This window comes from Streptomyces sp. NPDC001904, from assembly GCF_040297005.1.
Taxonomy (GTDB): Bacteria; Actinomycetota; Actinomycetes; order Streptomycetales; family Streptomycetaceae; genus Streptomyces.
Map to the genome: position 1 here is coordinate 271828 of NZ_JBEOYI010000003.1, position 19533 is coordinate 291360.

At 72.0% G+C, this 19533-nt stretch carries 16 protein-coding genes; 5 read left to right on the forward strand and 11 right to left on the reverse strand.

The features are described 5' to 3' along the window. Window positions 1-66: 66 nt before the first annotated feature. Window positions 67-408, forward strand: a complete 342-nt coding sequence (locus ABT127_RS06010) for a DUF6204 family protein (RefSeq protein ID WP_351445024.1) — start codon at window positions 67-69, stop codon at window positions 406-408. Here ABT127_RS06010 and ABT127_RS06015 read toward each other — a convergent pair. From ABT127_RS06015 to ABT127_RS06060, 10 genes are all read right to left on the reverse strand, one after another. Beyond that, complete coding sequence (locus ABT127_RS06015) at window positions 386-961, reverse strand: GNAT family N-acetyltransferase (RefSeq protein ID WP_351445026.1); 576 nt, start codon at window positions 959-961, stop codon at window positions 386-388. The genes ABT127_RS06010 and ABT127_RS06015 overlap by 23 nt on opposite strands. 20 nt (window positions 962-981) lie before the next feature. Next, complete coding sequence (locus ABT127_RS06020) at window positions 982-1326, reverse strand: hypothetical protein (protein WP_351445028.1); 345 nt, start codon at window positions 1324-1326, stop codon at window positions 982-984. Continuing rightward, window positions 1323-1568, reverse strand: a complete 246-nt coding sequence (locus ABT127_RS06025) for a LapA family protein (protein ID WP_351445030.1) — start codon at window positions 1566-1568, stop codon at window positions 1323-1325. Before ABT127_RS06025 ends, ABT127_RS06020 begins: the two co-directional genes overlap by 4 nt. A gap of 120 nt (window positions 1569-1688) precedes the next feature. Beyond that, window positions 1689-3470, reverse strand: a complete 1782-nt coding sequence (locus ABT127_RS06030; protein ID WP_502971640.1) for a CocE/NonD family hydrolase — start codon at window positions 3468-3470, stop codon at window positions 1689-1691. 240 nt (window positions 3471-3710) lie between these two features. After that, the gene (locus ABT127_RS06035; protein ID WP_351445032.1) at window positions 3711-4640 is read right to left on the reverse strand and encodes a S66 peptidase family protein; all 930 of its coding nucleotides are present in this window, start codon (window positions 4638-4640) and stop codon (window positions 3711-3713) included. After that, entirely contained in the window at window positions 4637-6676 is a 2040-nt protein-coding gene (locus ABT127_RS06040; RefSeq protein ID WP_351445034.1) for a prolyl oligopeptidase family serine peptidase, read from the reverse strand. The genes ABT127_RS06035 and ABT127_RS06040 overlap by 4 nt, the downstream gene beginning before the upstream one ends. 100 nt (window positions 6677-6776) lie before the next feature. Next, window positions 6777-8132 (reverse strand): M20/M25/M40 family metallo-hydrolase, encoded by a 1356-nt coding sequence (locus ABT127_RS06045; RefSeq protein ID WP_351445036.1) that lies wholly within the window; start codon window positions 8130-8132, stop codon window positions 6777-6779. Continuing rightward, on the reverse strand, window positions 8125-8958 hold the full coding sequence (locus ABT127_RS06050; RefSeq protein WP_351445038.1) for a M55 family metallopeptidase: 834 nt from the start codon (window positions 8956-8958) through the stop codon (window positions 8125-8127). Before ABT127_RS06050 ends, ABT127_RS06045 begins: the two co-directional genes overlap by 8 nt. Before the next feature lie 168 nt (window positions 8959-9126). Then, window positions 9127-11556: an MFS transporter gene (locus tag ABT127_RS06055; protein ID WP_351445040.1), complete on the reverse strand. Its 2430-nt coding sequence runs from the start codon at window positions 11554-11556 to the stop codon at window positions 9127-9129. A 240-nt stretch (window positions 11557-11796) separates the two neighbouring features. Continuing rightward, a complete protein-coding gene (locus ABT127_RS06060; protein WP_351445042.1) occupies window positions 11797-12240 on the reverse strand; it encodes an SRPBCC family protein in 444 nt (147 codons plus the stop codon). A 146-nt stretch (window positions 12241-12386) separates the two neighbouring features. Here ABT127_RS06060 and ABT127_RS06065 point away from each other — a divergent pair, with 146 nt between their 5' ends. Beyond that, window positions 12387-13439 (forward strand): Rv2578c family radical SAM protein, encoded by a 1053-nt coding sequence (locus ABT127_RS06065; RefSeq protein WP_351445044.1) that lies wholly within the window; start codon window positions 12387-12389, stop codon window positions 13437-13439. Window positions 13440-13596: 157 nt separating this feature from the next. Next, a complete protein-coding gene (locus ABT127_RS06070) occupies window positions 13597-15168 on the forward strand; it encodes an alpha/beta hydrolase (protein WP_351445046.1) in 1572 nt (523 codons plus the stop codon). 49 nt (window positions 15169-15217) lie between these two features. Here ABT127_RS06070 and ABT127_RS06075 read toward each other — a convergent pair whose 3' ends face one another. Further along, window positions 15218-15790: an adenylosuccinate lyase gene (locus ABT127_RS06075; protein ID WP_351445048.1), complete on the reverse strand. Its 573-nt coding sequence runs from the start codon at window positions 15788-15790 to the stop codon at window positions 15218-15220. Window positions 15791-16150: 360 nt separating this feature from the next. Here ABT127_RS06075 and ABT127_RS06080 point away from each other — a divergent pair, with 360 nt between their 5' ends. Both ABT127_RS06080 and ABT127_RS06085 read left to right on the forward strand, forming a co-directional pair. After that, window positions 16151-17950, forward strand: coding sequence for a 3-hydroxyacyl-CoA dehydrogenase family protein (locus tag ABT127_RS06080; RefSeq protein WP_351445050.1), 1800 nt, complete (start codon window positions 16151-16153; stop codon window positions 17948-17950). A gap of 85 nt (window positions 17951-18035) precedes the next feature. Then, a complete protein-coding gene (locus ABT127_RS06085) occupies window positions 18036-18890 on the forward strand; it encodes a TetR family transcriptional regulator (protein WP_351445052.1) in 855 nt (284 codons plus the stop codon). Window positions 18891-19533: the final 643 nt, after the last annotated feature.

The following is a 19533-nucleotide window of genomic DNA, read 5'->3' on the forward strand; positions in this document are numbered from 1 at the left end:
ACGCTGACGGCTTCCGGACGCCCGGGCGAGATCCCGGCACCCGCCACCCGAGGAGCACGACCCGTCATGGCCGAGAACCACACCTACCGCGTCATCGTCCGCGCCACCTTCGACGGCCTCACCGCCGACGCCAGGGAGCGGCTGCTCGCCGAGGTGGCCGAGCACGAGGGCATCGCGGGGATGCGCTTCGGGCCCGAGGGTTCACTCGCGTACGACCGCACGCTCAAGGCCTTCTCCCTGCGCTACGTCATCGAGTCCGACCCGGACGACGGCGACGAGATGGCGGGTGCGCTCGCGGAGGAGAAGGCCGAGGAGTACCTGCGGGAACGCGGTTACGGGCACGGCGGGCTGCGGTGGACGGTGACCGACATGGACACCATGAAGGTCAACCGGAAGTCGCGGCGGTAGCGGCCCCGGGACCGCGCACCATCTCCGCGGTGATCGCCCACCGCTCGTGGTCGCGCCAGGCCCCGTCGATGAAGAGGAAGTCCGGCGAGAACCCTTCGAGCCGGAACCCGGCGCGGCGGGCCAGCGCGATCGAGGCCGTGTTCGCCGACTGCGCGTTGATCTCCAGGCGGTGCAGGCCGAGCGGTCCGAACGCGTGCCGGACCACGAGGGCGAGCCCCTCGGACATCAGCCCGCGCCCGGCGGCGTGCGCGAAGGCGCCGTAGCCGAGGGCGCCGCTTCGGAAGCCGCCCTGCACCACGTTGTTGATGTTGATGAACCCGGCGATGGCCCCGCCGTCCCGCTCGCACACCAGGAACCCGTGCTTGGCCGGATCGTCGATGAGCCCGCCCGCGTAGCGCGCGTAGGCGTCGGTGCTGTCGGGCGGGAAGAGCCAGGGCCGGTGCAGTGCGCGGCTCTCGCGCGAGCGTGCGACGAACTCGTCGGCGTCGGTGAGGGCGAAGGGGCGGATGCCCACCCGAGCGCCTTCGGCGGCAAAGGAATGATCATCGGTCATCGGCCCAGCCTACGAAGCGGCTAGACGGTGGCCGCCCGGGGACACTTCTCGCCGTTCTTGACGACACCGACGCGCACCCCTTCGTCGCCGATGGTGCGGCCCACGGCCGGGTACTGGCTGCACACCTTCCAGCTCATCGGCCACAGCACGTGCCGCTTCTGGCCGCTGACGTCCTTCACGTCGACCCGGGTGCGGTAGTCGACCGTCGAGAAGACGTGCATCAGGCCGCGCCCGCGCAGCTCCGGCATCCGCTGGCCGTCGGCCGCGACGGCGGCGCCCGCCGACACGGTGAGGGCGAGGGCCGCCCCCGCGGTCACGGTCGCCACGCGTCGCCGCACGGCCCGGGTCATCACCTGCGCGGTCACCTGCGTCCCCGCCGCGCCACGAAGTAGCCGCCGCAGATCCCGCCGATGACCGCGGTGATCAGCAGGGCCAGGTACAGCGGCATGGACACCTCGGGGATGATCATGCGGATCTTCACGTGCCGGGTGTTCTCGAAGATGAAGACCAGCAGGAGGACGAAGAGGACCAGCATCCCGATCCTCGCCGGCGTGAACGCACTGGAGCCCCCGCTCTTCGCGGTGCTCGCGGTGTCCTTCGGGCTCATCGGTCGTCCTTCCGTCGGTGTCCCCGGAGGCCGTCGCCGCCTCCCCGCCCAGCATGTGCGGGGAGGCGGCCATCCCGCACCGGCCGAGGGCCCGTACGGGTGACGGACCGCCCGGGCGGTCTACGGAACGACCGGCAGCTCCACCGTCCCGGTGTCCTCGGGGGCGCTGGTGACGGTGACCGGCTTGATGCCCTTGTTGCCGCCGTACGCGTCGTCGCTCGCGGCGATCACGAACTGGATGCGGTGCCCCTGCTCGTAGCGGTGCACGATGCCGGGGAGGGTGACGGTGAAGGGGCGGGTGACGTCGGGGACCCGCACGGGCGCGACGAGCCGGTGCACGAGTGTCTTCGTGCCGTCGGGCGCGACGTCGTAGAGCTTCGCGAAGAGGACGAGCTTGTCGGCGGCGTCGCCGGAGTTCTGGACCCGTTCGGTCTTCGGGGAGATCACCTTGAGGGTGGCCTTCGGGGAACCGACGACGTCGGTGGCCGCGGTCAACGGCTCGGTGGTCCAGTCGAGGTAGGTGCCCCTGGTGTCGCGCGGGGCCGGGTCGGGCAGGCCGATCGTCCCGGCGAGCGAGGACTCGGAGTGGCTGGTGGGGATGAGCCAGTTGCGGTACTCGCGGCTGCCGCGGGCGACCTTGGCGCGGTTGTCGACCAGCTTGCCGTCGCCGGACAGGTACAGCTTCCGGGTCGGCGCGGGGACCGCGGAGGCGGTGCCGTAGGTGTGGTCCGGGTCGCCGATCCAGTCGCGGTAGTAGGCGAAGGCGGGTCCGGTGTCGACGCCCTGCTTCTGCTGGAGGTACCGGTCGAACCAGGCGAGGACGCGCCGCCCGACGTAACTCGTCTCCAGGTTGCCCTCGGACAGGTTCAGCTCGCCACTGGCCGGATCGGTGAGCCCGCCGCTGTGCCCCCACGACTGCCAGATCATCTTCGCCGTCGTGCCCTGCTCGCGAAGGGTGTCGTACGTGGCCGTGGCCTCGTTCAGATTGAACAGGGTGTCCGTCTGGCCCTGGACGAGCAGGGTGGGCGCCTGGACGCTCTTCAGGTACGTCACCGGGGAGACGCTGCGCGCGTAGGCGAGCAGGGCCGCCGTCTTGTCGGCCGGGTACGCGCCGGAGTTGAGGGTGCGGATCGTCTCGCAGGCGTCGTCGACGAAGTGCAGACAGGTCAGCTTGTTGATGCGGGACGGGTCGAGGGACGGCGAGAGCAGCGGCTGGCCCTCGCCGATCAGGTAGAAGCCGTTGGTCCACTGCCACTTGAAGACGCCGGGCACGGAACGGTCCGCGGCGTTCTGCGGGTCGAGCGAGTAGGCGAGGTCGTTCCACGTGATGAGCGGGACGAGCGCGTCGACCCGGTGGTCGACGGAGGCCGTCGCCAGCTGGACGGCGCCCCCGTAGGAGCCGCCGATCATGCCGACCCGCGGGTCACCCTTCTTGTCGGTCGTCACGTAGTCGACGGTGGTGCCGTCGTCGGCGGCGCGGGTGCCGGCCAGGAAGTCGACGAGGGCGGAGGCGGCCTTGCCGTCGATGCGCGGGTCGTCGAGGGAGACCAGGCAGCCGGACTTGCCGAAGCCGAGCCCCGAGTAGGCGAGTCCGACGTAGCCGCGCTGGGCGAAGGCCTTGGCGGTGTCGCCGGTGCTGTCGGACTTGTTGCCGCCGAAGCCGTTGGTGGTGAGCACGGCGGGTGCCGGGTGCGCGGCGTCGGCTCCGGCGGGCCGGTAGAGGTCGGCGTCCACGGTGCAGGTGCGGTCACCGGTGTCGACGGTGAACTTCAGCGCGGAGACGGTGTACGGGCCGTCGGTCACGGTCGGCGGCGCCGCGTGGGCCGGGGCGGTGGTCAGGGTCAGCGCGGCGATGGCGCCGGCGCTGACACTGGCTAGCAGGGTGGCGCGGGATCTTGGCACGGTGTGACGACCTCCACGGTGACGTTTTACCGACCGGTAAGTACGCGGGCGGGGTCATCGTGTGACGCGTGTCAGTTACCGGTCAATCCACGTGCACCGGGATTTTCTGTGAAGGGGCGTCCGGTAGTTGGGCGCGTGACGGGTGAGCGGTGGCTGGTCGCGCAGTTCCCCGCGCCCCTGAAACGAGCTCCGCTCGTCCAGGGGAGGCTGCGCGAAGCGCATGCCCCAAGGGGCGCGAGATCAGCTCAGAGCCGGCTCGTCCAGGGTCAGAACGCCGGCCCCGGCATCCAACACACCGGCCACCCCGAACGGAACGGTCAGCGCATCGTCCCCGTGACCGAACCCGAACGCGTCGACCACGGGAACCCCGAGCCCCCCGAGCCGGTCGGTGAGCAGCGCGTCCAGACCCGGATCGTCGCACTCGGCCCAGGACCCGAGCAGCACCCCGGAGACCCCCTCGAACCAGCCCGCGCGCAGCAGTTGGGTCAGATACCGGTCGAGGCGGTACGTCTCCTCGCCCACGTCCTCCAGGCACAACAGCCCGCCCCGGGCCGAGCGCCGGGCGAACGGCGCTCCCAGGTCGGCGGCGAGCAGCGACAGGCATCCGCCGAGCGTGACCCCCCGGGCGACGCCGGGCACCAGAACCCGGCCCCCGCCCGGAGCGGCGACGACCCGAACCGTCTCCGGCTCGAACAGCGTCGCCCGCAGATGCTCTTGCGCGCGGGCGCTCTTGAGGAAGTCGGCGGCGGCCACCATCGGCCCGTGCAGCGTGCTCACCCCGAGCCGCACCGCGAACGCCTCGTGCAGCGCGGTGATGTCGCTGTACCCGACGAACACCTTGGGCCGCGCGGCCCGCATCGCCGTCCAGTCGAGCAGGTCGACCATCCGCTGGGCGCCGTAGCCACCCCGGGCGCAGAGCACCGCGTCCACCTCGGGATCGCACCAGGCACGCTGGAGGTCGGCGGCGCGGTCGGCGTCGGTCCCCGCGAGGTAGTCGAACCGGTCGTCCACGTCGAGGACGTGGGGCGCGAGGACCGGCTCCAGATCCCAGCCGCGCAGGATGTCGAGACCGGCCTGGACCCGGTCCTCGGGAACCGGCCCGCTCGGCGCGACGACGGCGACCCGGGCGCCGGGGGTGAGGCGGGCCGGGCGTGTCAGGGGCTGGGTCACTTGGTCAGCTCCAGGGCCGGGATCCCCGTCGGGTGCAGGCCGAACACCTGCGCGTACAGGGAGAGTTCGGCCTCCAGGGCGCGGACCATGGTGTCGGAGCGCCGGAACCCGTGGCCCTCGCCCTCGAAGGTGAGGTACGCGTGCGGGACGCGCCGCCCCTCGCTCTCCATCCGGGCGAGGAACCGCTCGCACTGGATGGGCGGGCAGATCACGTCGTCGAGGCCCTGGAGGAGCAGGAAGGGGGCGGTGAGCCGATCGGCGTGCTCGGACGGGGAGCGCTCGGCGTACCGCGCGGGGACGGCGGCGAGCGGGCCGATCAGCGTCTCCAGGTAGCGGGACTCGAAGTCGTGGGTCTCGCCCTCGGCCCAGCCGGTGAGGTCCAGGATCGGATAGCTGATGGTGCCGCAGGCGTAGACGTCCGTACTGGTCAGGGAGGCGGCGCTGGTCCAGCCGCCGGCGCTGCCGCCGCGGATGGCGAGCCGGCCGCGGTCGGCGGTGCCCTCGTCGGCGAGGGCGAGCGCGACCGCCGCGCAGTCCTCGACGTCGACGACGCCCCACTGCTCGCGCAGCCGGTTGCGGTACTCCCGGCCGTATCCGGTCGAGCCGCCGTAGTTGACCTCGGCGACGCCGATGCCGCGCGAGGTGAAGTAGGCGATCTCCAGGTCGAGGACGAGGGGCGCGTGTCCGGTGGGGCCGCCGTGCGCCCAGACCACGTACGGCGGGAGTTCGTCGTCGGGGGCGGCGTGGGTGGGGCTGTGCGGCGGGTAGATGTGGGCGTGGATGTCGCGGCCGTCGGGGCCCTCGAAGGTGCGGATCTGGGGCTCGGGATAGTAGGCAGGGTCGACGGGGTCGGCGTGCGCGGAGCCGATCACGCGGGTGCGTCCGGTGCTGGTGTCCAGCTCGACGACCTCGGTTCCGGTGCGCGGGCTCGCGGCGACGCCGATGACCCGGGTGCCGTGCACGGCGAGCGACGAGGCCCAGGCGGTCCAGGGGCCCGCGGCGTCGACGACTTCGCCGGTCGCGGGGTCGAGGATGCCAAGCGAGGTGGCGCCGACGCCGTGCACGACGGCGATCAGACCGGCGTCGAGCGGCTTGAACCAGCTCAGGCCGATCTTCCACAGCGGGCCGCCGAACTCCTCCTCGCGGGGGCACAGTCCGTGGGTGGTGGAGAGCAGCGCGGGCGTGCCGGGGGTGGCGCCGGGGGCGGGCCCGGCGGCGATCTCCATGCGGTACAGGTTCCACCAGCCGCCGCGGTCGCTGGAGAACAGCAGGGCGCCGTCGGGCGCCCACTCCACCTGGCAGACGGATTCCTCGGTGCCGCCCGCGACGCTCCGCGCGGGACCGAACGTGCCGTCGTCGGTGACCTCCGCGAGCAGCAGGTCGGTGCCGTCCCACGGCATCCGCGGGTGGTCCCAGGCCAGCCACGCGGCGCGCCGGCCGTCGGGCGAGAGCCGGGCGCCGGTGACGAACCGGTGAGCCCGGTGAGCATCGTCGGTGAGTTCGCGCACCGCGCCGCGGTCCTCGGCCGCCGAGCCGTCGAGCGGCACGGCGGCGATCACGCGTCGCACGTCGCTCGGGCCCTGCCCGGTGAACTCCTCCAGGACGCACCAGACCTCGCCCCGGTCGAGGTGGAGCTGCGGGTCGACCCAGCGCAGTCCGCCGCCGATGTCGGAGACCGGGGTGAGCGGGCGCGGGGCCCGCTCGGGCACGGCGGGCTCGTACGCGTACATCCGCTGGTCGGCGAAGTCGACGAAGACGAGCAGGGGTCCCTCGGGGCGCTCGGCGCCGGCCCAGGGGCGGCCGCCGTACTCGATGACACGGCTGCGCACGTTCCACGGCGCGGGCAGCACGGACTCCTCGGCGCCGTCCGGCCTGCGCCGCACCAGCGCTCTGCGGCCGCCCTCGGCCGGCCGCGGCTCGGTCCACCAGGCCTCGTCGCCGACGAACCCGACGTACTCGGGCTGCCCGTCGTGCGCGGCGGCCAGCGCCGCGTCCAGCGGCGACGGCCAGGAGCCGTACGCCTGGGTCTGCACCATGTCGTCCCCGCCCCCCATTGGTTCTGAGGCCCCCATGTTCTTCGCGTCCGCCATCTTTTCCTAGTCCGTCTTCTGTTCTTCGGGCTTCTGTTCCACGGGTTCAGGCCGTCCGCAGGAACCGGTCGAGGACGCGCACGCCGAAGTGCAGTGCCTCCACCGGGACCCGCTCGTCGACGCCGTGGAAGAGCGCCTGGTAGTCGAAGCCCTCGGGGAGCTTGAGCGGGGCGAATCCGTAGCCGGTGATGCCGAGCCGGGAGAACTGCTTGGCGTCCGTACCGCCCGACATGCAGTACGGGACGACGTGGCCCTCGGGGGCGAACGCCTCGACCGCGGCACGCATCGTGCGGTAGGTGGGCGAGTCCACCGGTGCCTGGAGGGCCACCTCCCGGTGGTGGTACTCCCAGTCGACGTCCGGTCCGGTGAGCAGGTCGAGGGTGGCCCGGAACTCGTCCTCGGTGCCCGGCAGATAGCGGCCGTCGACGTGTGCGGTGGCCTCGCCGGGAATCACGTTGATCTTGTATCCGGCGGACAGCATCGTCGGGTTGCTGCTGTTGCGCACGGTCGGCGCGACGAGGTCGGCGGCCGGTCCGAGCGCGGTGAGCAGCGCGTCCATGTCGAAGCCGGGCGCGTCGAAGTCCGGCGCGGAGATGTCGTACACGGCGGCCATCTCGGCGAGGGCGGCGCGCACGGTCGGGGTGAGCCGCAGGGGCCACTGGTGGTCGCCGATGCGGGCGACGGCGGCGGCGAGCCGGGAGACCGCGTTGGCCCGGTTCACCTTGGAGCCGTGGCCGGCCTTGCCGCGTGCGGTGAGCTTGAGCCAGCCGGTGCCGCGCTCCCCCGCCGCGATCGGATAGAGCTGCGTGCCCCGTCCGTCGTGGAAGGTGAAGGCGCCGGACTCGCTGATGCCCTCGGTGCAGCCCTCGAAGAGGTCGGCGTGCCGATCGGCGAGGAAGCCGGAGCCGTCCTCGGCGCTGGCCTCCTCGTCCGCGGTGAAGGCGATGACGATGTCGCGCCGCGGCCGGAATCCGACGCGGGCCCATTGCCGTACGGTCGCGAGGATCATCGCGTCCATGTTCTTCATGTCGACCGCGCCGCGGCCCCAGACCACGCCGTCGCGGACCTCCCCGGAGAACGGGTGGACGCTCCAGTCGACGGCCTCGGCCGGTACGACGTCCAGGTGGCCGTGGACCAGCAGGGCGTCGGCGGTCGGGTCGGTGCCCTCGATCCGGGCGACGACATTGCCGCGGCCGGGGGTGCGCTCCAGGATCGTCGGGCGCAGGCCCGCCTCGGCCAGCTTGGCGGCCGCGTACTCGGCGGCGGGGCGCTCCCGGCAGTCGCCGCCGCCGCGGTTCGTGGTGTCGATGCGGATCAGCTCGGAGGTGAAGGTGACGACCTCGTCGAGGGCCTGCTGGTCCACTTCGGCGATCGTCCCGGTCCCTGCGGTCTGCTCAGCCATACTGTTCCTCCACCGCGGCCGAGGCGATCGTGGTGACCGCCTTGAAGGTGCGGATGCCCTCGTACATGGTCTCGTGGGTGTACTCGATCCTGCGCTCGCCGACGCGCTCCACGCCCGGCACGACGGTCGACGCCATGGCGAGGTGCTCGGCGTCGAACTCGACCTCGACGGTGAACGGGCCGCCCCGCACCGGCTCGTGGCGCACCGCCAGGGAGGCGGCGTCCTCGGCGGCGGCCCTGATGTCGGCGGCCGTCCGCGCCGGGGTGCGGCACACCGCCGCGTACCGCGAGACGTGGTCCTTGACGGCGACCTTGCGGGCCTCGGGCGCGTAGCCGAGCGCGTCGTCGCAGGCGTGGTCGTCGCCGGTGACGAGGACGACGGGGACGCCGTACTCGGCCACCACGTGCGCGTTCAGCAAGCCTTCGCTCGCGCGCACGTCGTTCACCCACACGCCCGTGATCTGGTTCGCCAGGTAGGTGTGGGCGAGGACGCCCTCCATGCCGGCGCCCGCGTGATAGCCGATGAACGCGATGCCGTCGACGTCGCCGTGCTGGACGCCCTCCACCATGGAGAGCGACTTGTGACGGCCCGTCAGCATCTCGGCGCGCTCGTCGAGCTGCTCCAGCAGCAGATTGCGCATCGTCCAGTGCGCTTCGTTGATGAGCACCTCGTCGGCGCCGCCGTCGAAGAAGCCGAGCACCGCCGCGTTCACGTCCGAGGTGAACATCGAGCGGCAGCGCTCCCACTGCGGTGTGCCCGGCAGGACGTCGGCGGGCCAGGTCACACCCGTCGCGCCCTCCATGTCGGCGCTGATGAGGATCTTCATGCCCTGCACCGTACGCGGATCCGGGCGCGGCTCACCAGACCTGTGGATAACTCCCAGGGGTATAGACCAATGTCTCACCCATGAGGCGGTGTTGTGCCTCGTCAGAAGCCCGGCCGGCCCCCGGGGACCCGGCGGCCGGCGTCCGAAGCGCCCCGTAAGGGGCGCCGGCTAATCCTCGTGGCCCAGCTGAAGATCGCGCTCGGTGCGGCCGCCGCCCGCGACCTGGAGAACCGTGGCCACCGGCGGATATCCGGCGGCGATGACCGTGTACTCCCCCGACGACAGATCGACGAAGCGGAAGGTGCCGTCCGGGCCCGTGGTCAGGGTGTCGACGACATTGCCCGCGGCGTCGAGCAGGGTGACCCGGGCGTCCTCCACCACGCGCCCGCCCCCCGCGCGCACCGTGCCGCGCAGCACCGCGCCGCCGGCCAGTTCCACGTCCTGCCGGGTCTCCCGGGAGGCCATGACGGTGACGGGAAGCGCGGCGGGCCGGTAGGCGGGAGCGCTGGCCGCCAGCGTGTACTCCCCCGCGACCAGGTCGGTGATGACGTAGCCGCCCTCACGGCCGCTGCGGGTGGTGGAGACGACCTCGCCGTGCACGTTCGTCAGCGTGACGGTCGCGTCCCGTACGGGCGTGCCGTCCGCGGTGAGGACGGAGCCCGCGAGCCGGCCGGCGCCGCCGAGGACGACGTCGAGTTCGACGGGACGCTCGCCGACGGTCACCGTGACGGCCTGCGGCTGGTGGCCGCCGGCCGCCGCGATCAGGACGTAGGAGCCGGCGCCGGGCGTCGACAGGGCATAGCGGCCGTCCTCGCCGCTGGCGCCCCGCCCGATCTGGGTGCCGCCGACGTCGATGAGGGTGAGTGCCGCGCGCGGCACGACCGTGCCGTCGGGGTGCTGCACGGTGCCGCACACCGGGACACCGGCGGCGTACGTCAGGGCACGCTCCTGCGCGGGGACGACGGGCTGCGGGGACGGGGAGGGGGCGGCACTGGACAACAGCGGGGTCTCCTTGAGGAAGAAGGCGAGGACCAGGCCCAGGAGCAGGACCGGCACCAGGTAGAGGAAGATCCGGGGCATCGCGTCGGCGTACGCCTCGATGTACGGGGTGCGCAGCGCCGGGGGCATCGCGTGCACGAGCTGCGGAGTGATGGACTCGGCGTCGGGCAGGTCGCCGCCGCGCGGCAGCCGGTCGGCGAGCGCGTCGCCGAGCCGGTTGGCGAAGAGCGTGCCGAAGATCGCGGCGCCGACGCTGCCGCCGATCTGCCGGAAGTAGTTGTTGGCGCTGGTCGCCGTGCCGAGGTCGGACGCGCGGACCGAGTTCTGCACGGCGAGCACCAGCACCGGCATGATCAGGCCGATTCCGGCGCCGAGCACGGCCATGTAGACGCTGTACTCCAGGCGCGGGGTGTCGACTTCGAGGCGGGACAGCAGGAACATGCCGAGGGTCGACAGGGCGCCGCCGAGGACCGGGTAGATCTTGTAGCGGCCGGTGTGGCTGATGAGCTGGCCGGAGATGATCGAGGCGCCGACGACGCCGCCCATCATGGGGAGCATCAGCAGGCCGGACTCGGTTGCGGTGGCGCCGTCGACCATCTGCAGGAAGGTCGGCAGATAGCTGGCCGCGCCGAAGAGCGCGACGCCGACGACCATGCCGACCAGGCCGCTGAGGTTGAAGACCGAGTCGCGGAACAGCCGCAGCGGGATCAGGGGTTCGGCCGCGTACTTCTCGGCGACGACGAACAGCGCGCAGGAGACGACGGCCCCGGCACCGAGCCCGATGATGACCTTGTCGCCCCACGCGTACTCCGTGCCGCCCCAACTGGTCAGCAGGACCAGGCAGGTCGACGCGGCGGCGAGCAGCAGTGCGCCGAGGACGTCGAGGCGGGCCCGCTTCGTGGGCTTGGGGAGCTTGAGGACCACGGCCGTCACGGCGAGGGTGACGAGCCCGAAGGGGACGTTGATGTAGAAGCACCAGCGCCACGAGAGGTGGTCGGTGAAGTAGCCGCCGAGCAGCGGGCCCGCGACGGAGGCGAGGCCGAAGGCGGCGCCGATCAGGCCCATGTAGCGGCCGCGTTCGCGGGGCGGGACGATGTCGCCCATGATCGCCTGGACGCCGATCATGAGGCCGCCCGCGCCGACGCCCTGGACGGCGCGGTACGCGATGAGCTGGTCCATGTTCTGCGCGCGGCCCGCGAGCGCGGAGCCGATGACGAAGACGGCGATGGCGAACTGGAAGACGCCCTTGCGGCCGAAGAGGTCGCCGAGCTTGCCGTAGATCGGCAGGCCGATGGTGGAGGTCAGCAGGTAGGCGGTGATCGCCCAGGACATCTTGTCGAGGCCGTGCAGCTCACCGACGATCTTCGGCAGCGCGGTGGCGACGATCATCTGGTCGAGCGCGGCGAGCAGCAGGGCCAGCATCAGCCCGACGAAGACCATGCGCACCCGGCTCGGGCTGAGCCCGTGGGCGGGCAACTGCGGCGCGGCCTCGGCCGGTCGGACCTCCGTCCGGGATTCCGTCGGGAGATCGGTCACCGGCGGCTCGGGGGCGGCACGCCGCTCCCCGGCCGCCTCGGTCACCAGCGTCGTCGTGCCCACCTGCAGCTCCCCTCGTCACTCTTGCGCGCCCATTTCTCGCATTGCGCGACAACGGGGAGCAAGCGCGACGAATCGCTGTTCAGGCGGGCCTGATGGACGTATGCGCCGGTCGGAGCCCTACGGCGTACAACCGGCGCGAAACGAGAACCACTCGAATCGGTGAGCACCGCACGGACATGCGGGGCGCCCGCCGCGGCGGGCGCGCCGGCAGGAGTTCCGGCGGACGCGCCGACGGGTGGGCTACTTCTCGACCTCGGCGGCCAGGTTGGCGAGGAGGGCGTCGTAGATGCGGCCGAGCCCCTTGGGGGCGAAGGTCTTCTCGAAGAAGCCGCCGATGCCGCCCGCGCCGTTCCAGACCGTCGAGACGACGACGCGGGACTTGCCCTCGCCGGCGGGGGTGACGCGCCAGGTCGTCACCATCGACGAGTTCCGGTCCGTCTCGACGAGCTCGCCCTCGGTCGGCTCGCTCACGTCGAGCAGGCAGTCACGGACGCGCTTGCTGGTGGCCTGGAGCTTCCAGTGCACGACGGTGCCCTCGCCGTCGCCGCCCTTCTGGACGTCGTACTCGCTGAAGTGCTCGGGCAGCAGCTTCTGACGGGTGCCGTTGTAGTCGGCGAGGGCGTCGAACACGTCGTCCGGCTTCGCGGTGACGACCCGCTCCGTGGTGGCCTCGACCTGCGCCATGACTCTTCCTCCAGCACTTGGTTCTTCCGGGTCCTGCACGAGTGGTGCCAAGCCAACCACCCCGCCCGCCAGCCGCCAAAATCGGGGTTCGCACGATCAAGGGAACATGTGTTCTATTCTGTGGCCAGTGCTACCGAGGAGGCGTCATGCGCTGGGAGAACCTCACCGGACTCAGGGACGAGCCCATGGACCACGGGCGGGCCGGGGACGCCGCGCTCTTCGGTGCGGACGCGGTCGTGACCCGCACCGTCGACACCCCGGAGTTCAGTGGTGTGACGTTCCACGAGATCCGGGCCCGGTCCATCGTGAACCGGGTGCCGGGCGCGTCCCGGATGCCGTTCGAGTGGACCGTCAATCCGTACCGGGGCTGCACCCACGCCTGCGTCTACTGCTTCGCGCGCAACACGCACAGCTACCTGGACCTGGACACCGGGCTCGGCTTCGACAGCCAGATCGTGGTGAAGGTGAACGCGCCGGAGCTGCTGCGCCGCCATCTCGCCTCGCGCCGCTGGCACGGCGAGCACATCGCGATGGGCACCAACGTCGACTGCTACCAGCGGGCCGAGGGACGCTACCGGCTGATGCCCGGGATCCTGGAGGCGCTGCGGGACTACGCCAACCCGTTCAGCATCCTGACGAAGGGCACGCTGATCCTGCGCGATCTGCCGCTGCTGCGGCAGGCGGCCGAGGTGACCGACGTCGGGATCTCCGTCTCGGTGGGCTTCGTGGACCAGGAGTTGTGGCGCACCGTCGAGCCGGGCACGCCCGCTCCCGAGCGCCGGCTCGATGTCGTACGCGCCCTCGCGGACGCCGGGATCGGGTGCGGGGTGCTGATGGCGCCGGTGATCCCGTTCCTCGGCGACCACCCGGACCAGCTGCGGGCGACGGTGCGGGCGATCGCGCGGGCGGGCGCGACCTCCGTCACCCCGCTCGTGCTGCATCTGCGGCCGGGGGCACGGGAGTGGTTCATGGGCTGGCTGGCGCAGCACCACCCCCACCTCGTACGGCGCTACGAGCGGCTGTACGCGGAGGGCTCCTACGCGCCGAAGTGGTACCAGCGGCGGGTGACCCGGCAGGTGCACGAGCTGGCCGAGGAGTTCGGCATCGGGCCCTCGCGAGCGGCGGCGCGGCGGCGGATCCCGGAGCGGGAGGCGCCCACCGAGGCGGAGACCGGCCCCACCCAGCTGTCTCTCCTCTGACATCTCTGACGCCGGGTCACCCACCCATGGGCGTCCGGGGCCTGGGTGCAATCGGGTCAAGTTCCGCAGAACGGATTCTTCTGGGCGGGGTTTCCGGGAACATGCAGCCGGGAGCCGTGGATTCGCGGCCTTGCCCCTCTCCGCCTCGGGAGGCCCCATGAAGAAACGCGCAGGAGCCCTGTGCGGGATCGCCGCCCTGGCGGCAGCCGCGATCGTCACGCCCGCCGCCGACGCCGCACCCGCCCCGGCGACGCCGCACATCACCTGGAAGAAGTGCGGCACCCCGGACCAGCCCACTTTGCAGTGCGGGTCGTTGAAGGTGCCGCTCGACCACGCCAACGCCTACGGGCAGTGGATCAGCATCGCCCTGTCACGGATCCCGCACACGGCGAAGACCTCGCAGGGTCCGCTGCTGGTCAATCCGGGCGGCCCCGGCGGCAGCGGGCTCTCGCTCGCCGGGTTCGTGGCGACGAGCCTGCCGAAGAAGGTCGCCGCGCAGTACGACGTGATCGGGTTCGACCCGCGCGGGGTCGGCAAGAGCGAACCGGCGCTCGACTGCGAGCCCGGCCACTTCGACCCGGTGCGGCCGTCGAGCGTGCCGACGACGCGGGCGATCGAGCGGACCAACACCAAGCGCGCGGCCGCCTTCGCCCAGGCCTGCGAGTCCAAGTACCACGATGTGCTGCCGTACATCGACACGGTGAGCACCGCCAAGGACATGGACCTGATCCGGGCGGCCCTCGGCGCGCGGAAGATCAACTACTTCGGTTACTCGTACGGCACCTACCTGGGCGCGGTCTACGCGAAGCACTTCCCGGAGCGGGTGCGGCGGCTCGTCCTCGACTCGATCGTCGACCCGGACGGCGCCTGGTACCGGGACAACCTCGACCAGGACCTCGCCTTCAACACCCGGCACCAGGCCTTCATGGCGTGGGTCGCCAAGTACGACGCGACGTACCGGCTCGGCAAGGACCCGGCGAAGGTCGAGGCCAAGTGGTACGCGATGCGCGACGCGGTCACGAAGAAGCCGGCCGGCGGCACGGTCGGCGCGGGCGAGCTGGAGGACACGTTCCTGCCGGGCGCCTACTACAACGGCTACTGGCCCCATCTCGCGGAGGCGTTCTCCGCGTACGTGACCAAGAAGGACGCTGACGCGCTGGTCGGCGCGTACGAGAACTTCGGCGCGGTCGACGCCGCGGGCGACAACGGCTACAGCGTCTACACGGCCGTGCAGTGCCGGGACGCCGCGTGGCCGCGCGACTGGCGCCGGTGGCACCGGGACAACGCGGCGATGAGCACGAAGGCGCCGTTCTCCACCTGGAACAACGCCTGGTACAACGCGCCGTGCGCGTCCTGGCCGGTCCCGCCGCTGGAGCGGGCCGACGTCGGCAACGACGCCCTGCCGCCGGTGCTGCTGTTCCAGGCGACGGACGACGCGGCGACCCCGTACGAGGGCGGCGTGCGCGTCCATCAACTCCTGCGCGGCTCCAGCCTGGTGGTGGAGCAGGGCGGCGGCAATCACGGGATCACGCTCAGCGGCAGCACCTGTCTGGACGGGTACCTGTCCGCGTATCTGGCGACCGGGAAGGTGCCGCGCGGCCACGGCATCGCCGACGCGGTGTGCCGGAAGCTGCCGGACCCGAAGCCGCTGGCGACCCGGGAGACCGCACCCCGGGGCGCGACGAGCGGCGCGGCGCTGCACCGGCTGCTCGGGTTCCGGACCCGCTGACCGGGAGCGTGGACGGCGGGTGAGGAGGGGCCCGTGGCGCGAGTGGGCCCTATCCCCGGGGCAGCCTGGCCAGGGCCGCCTCCGCCGCCATCGCGAGCCTCGGATGCGTGGCCGCCTCCTTGAGTACCTCGCGGGCCCGCGGGTCCGCGAGGCTGCCCAGGCCCTCCACGCAGGCCAGGGCCACCTTGCGGTACGGGTCGTGCGGGGCGAGGCGGCGGCGCAGGGTGGTGATCAGGGCCGGGGCGGACTCGGGGGCGCGCAGCTGGGTCAGCAGGCGGACCGGGTGCAGGGCGTAGGCCACGCGCAGCTCGTTCGTGGCGAGGGCCGCCGCGGCGCGGGCCGTGCGCGGGTCGCCGAGGACGGCGAGGGCGTGCGCGGCACCGGCGCAGCGCTCGGGATCGCGGTGATTGAGCAGCAGGATCAGGGACTCGAAGGCGCGGCGGTCACCCGCTGTGCCGAGCCGGTGGGCGGCGAACTCACGTGCCCACAGAGGCTGTTCGGGCGCCGTGAGGACCGCGGCCAGCGCGTCCGGGTCGTCCGTGGCGGCGAGCTGCTCGAAGGCGGGGGTGCCGCCGGATTCCTTCCGGATGCGCTCTGTCACCGTTCGCGACTCTTCGTCCATGTGTCGAGGCTACGTCCCCCCGGGCCTGCGGCGACATAGATCACACAGACTCGTCAACGACGAGGGCTGGCGCGCTCGTTACTCGCCGGTTAATCTCATGTGAGCGGGGCACACTTCCCGCAGCACACCTCTCGGTGGCCTGGTGACGCAGCCGCCGCGAGTGTTCGTCGGTTCGGTACGACACGGCTTGGGACAGGGCCGGTCGGTTCCACCTCCGCGCCGCGCGTGGGCTCTTCGCGCGTGGCTCTCCTCACACGAGTCCGGGCATCCGCATCGCCCGCTCAGCTCCCGTACGCCGCACGCCCGTTGGCGTGGCCGTGTGCGCCCCTCGTCGTCACCCTCACTTCCTGGAGTCCCCGGATGGACGCTCCTCTGTCCCGTACCGCCCTTTTCCCGACGGTCGCCGTCGTCGGCCTCGGCACCATGGGCACCGGCATCGCCGAGGTCCTGGCCCGCGCAGGCCGCGAGGTCATCGGCATCGACATCAGCGAGGCCGCCACCGCGCAGGCCGTCGCCTCCCTGGAGGCCTCCACGGCGCGTGCGGTGCGCCGGGAGCACCTCACCGAGCAGGACCGGGCCGACCTCCTCGCGCGGTTCCGTACGTTCACCGATCTGCAGGCCGCGGCCGACGCCGACCTCGTGATCGAGGTGGCCCCGGAGTCGTACGAGATCAAGCAGCAGATCTTCCGCGAACTGGACGGGATCGTCCGCCCCGACGCCATCCTCGCGACCGGGACCAACGCGCTGTCCGTGACCCGGCTCGCCGCCGACTCCGCGCGCCCCGAGCGCGTCCTGGGCCTGCACTTCTTCAACCCGGCGCCCGCGATGAAGCTCGTCGAGGTCGTCTCGTCCGTGCTCACCGCGCCGGCCGCCGTGGCCGCCGTCACCGACCTGGCGCTCGAACTGGGCAAGGAGCCGGTGGCCGTCGGCGACCGGCCGGGCTTCGTGGCCGACGGGCTGCTGTTCGGCTACCTCAACCAGGCCGCCGCGATGTACGAGGCCAAGTACGCCTCCCGCGAGGACATCGACGCCGCGATGCGGCTCGGCTGCGGGCTGCCGATGGGGCCGCTCGCCCTGCTCGACCTGATCGGCATCGACACCGCCCGGACCGTCCTCGACGCCATGTACGCGGAGTCCCGGGACCGGCTGCACGCCCCCGCGCCGATCCTCAAGCAGCTCAGCGAGGCCGGTCTGACCGGGCGCAAGACGGGCCGCGGCTTCTACACGTACGAGGAGCCGGGCAGCTCCGTGGTGGTGCGGGACGCGCTGACGCCGCTGACCGACGCCCTCGCCGCGCCCTTCCGCACCGTCGAGTCCGTCGGTGTCGCGGGCTCGGGGACCATGGCCTCCGGGATCGCCGAGGTGTTCGCGAAGGCCGGGTACGCGGTCGTGCTCGCCGCCCGCAGCGAGGAGAAGGCGCAGGCGGCCAAGGCCCGGATCGGCAAGTCCCTGAAGCGCTCTGTCGACAAGGGCCGGATGACGGCCGAGGCCGCCGAGGCGACGCTGGCCCTGATCACCCCGGCCGGTTCCTACGACGCCTTCGCCGACGTCGACCTCGCGCTCGAGGCCGTCGCCGAGGACCTGGAGATCAAGCAGCAGCTGTTCGCCACGTTCGACAAGGTGTGCAAGCCGGGCGCGATCCTGGCGACGACCACCTCCTCGCTGCCGGTGGTCGCCTGCGCCCGGGCCACCTCGCGGCCGCAGGACGTGATCGGGATGCACTTCTTCAACCCGGCGCCCGCGATGAAGCTCGTCGAGGTCGTGCGGACCGTGCTGACGGCCGAGGACGTGCACGCGACCGTCCGCGATCTGACCCTGAAGGTGCGCAAGCACCCCGTGGACTGCGGGGACCGCGCCGGATTCATCGTGAACGCTTTGCTGTTCCCGTACCTGAACAACGCGGTCAAGATGGTGCAGGAGCACTACGCGTCGCTCGACGACATCGACGCCGCGATGAAGCTCGGCGGCGGCTACCCGATGGGTCCGTTCGAACTCCTCGACGTGGTGGGCCTGGACGTCTCGCTCGCGATCGAGAAGGTGCTGCACCGCGAGTTCCGCGACCCGGGCCTCGCGCCCGCGCCGCTCCTGGAGCACCTGGTGGCCGCGGGCTGCCTCGGCCGCAAGACCGGCCGTGGCTTCCGCGAATATGCCCGGCGCTGAGCCGGGAGCGGAGTCGGGGGCCGGTTGGGGCGGGCTGCTCGGAGCATCGGGCGGCCCGTCAACCGGGGAGCGTTTTGGAACGTACATGCAGTACGTTCGGGTCATGACGCCCGCTGCCAAGGCCGACCGGTCCTCCCGTACATCCGCCACGAGCGCCGTTGCCGGCGGCTCGGAGGCTCCGGAGAGCGCGGCGAGCAGCCGGGCCGCGGCGCAGCGGCTCAAGATGCGCCGCGAGCTGGCGGCGGCGGCGATGGAGCTCTTCGCCACCAAGGGGTACGAGGCGACGACGGTCGACGAGATCGCGGCGGCGGCCGGGGTCGCCCGCCGCACCTTCTTCCGGCACTTCCGCTCCAAGGAAGAGGCGATCTTCCCGGACCACGACGACACCCTGGTGCGCGCCGAGGCCGTGCTGAACGCGGCACCGCCGCACGAGCACCCGCTGGACACGGTGTGCCGCGGCATCAAGGAAGTCATGAAGATGTACGCCTCGTCGCCGACGGTGGCCGTCGAGCGGTACCGGCTGACCCGCGAGGTGCCGACGCTGCGCGAGGCCGAGATCGCCTCGGTCGCGCGGTACGAGCGGCTCTTCACGCGCTATCTCCTCGGGCACTTCGACGAGGAGGCGCATCACGACGGCAACGACGACCCGCTGCTCGCCGAGGTCGCCGCGTCCGCCGTCGTGACCGCCCACAACCACGTGCTGCGGCGCTGGCTGCGGGCCGGTGGGCAGGGTGACGTGGAGACTCAGCTGGACCACGCCTTCGCCATCGTGCGGCGCACGTTCGGTACCGGGATCGGCGCCGGCCGCACCCCCGCCGCCGAGGCCGTCCCGGCCGCGCAGGTGTCCCACTCCGGCGAGGTCCTGGTGACGGTGGCCCGCACCGACGCGCCCCTCTCCGAGGTCATGCGCACCATCGAGGAAGCTCTGCGCGACCGGTAGGGGGGTCGTCGTCCGACTGACGGCCGGTGGCCGCTTCTCGCGCAGTTCCCCGCGCCCCTGAGGCAGGCGCTTCGCGCCGCCTTCCCCTCAGGCTGCGGCTTCGCGCGCCTCTGTTGATGAGATGGCGCACGCAGTGCGCATCTCAGGGGCGCGGGGAACTGCGCGACCAGCCCCCACCGGGCCCGCGGACGAAGACGAGACCTCAAGGCGTCTGACATGGCACGCAGTGCCACGTCAGACGCCTTTCGCATACCCCGACCCACGCTCACCGCACCCCCGTGATCGATCATCGATCCCCCGGACCAGCCACAACCCCACTCTGACCTCGAATGATCGATCATCGCTCGCCTGAAGCGTAAAGATTTCATCTGAGCGAAACCAATGGCACGCAGTGCCTTGCCAGCTGTCACGGTGTGCCATACGTTGAAGGTGTCCGGGCGGCCGGCGGACGGAGAACTTCCGGAAGCCGACTGTCCCCGCGAGCCACGGCCCGCGCGCCCGGACGCCTGCGTCACAGGCACCCTTCCGCGCCACACCAAGCGCTGCCGGAGCACCACCCCGCCGAACCGACGGCACACCCCTCATCAGCACCACCGCAGCCCCTGTACAGCCACACCCCGACCAGCGTTCCCTCAACGCTCTT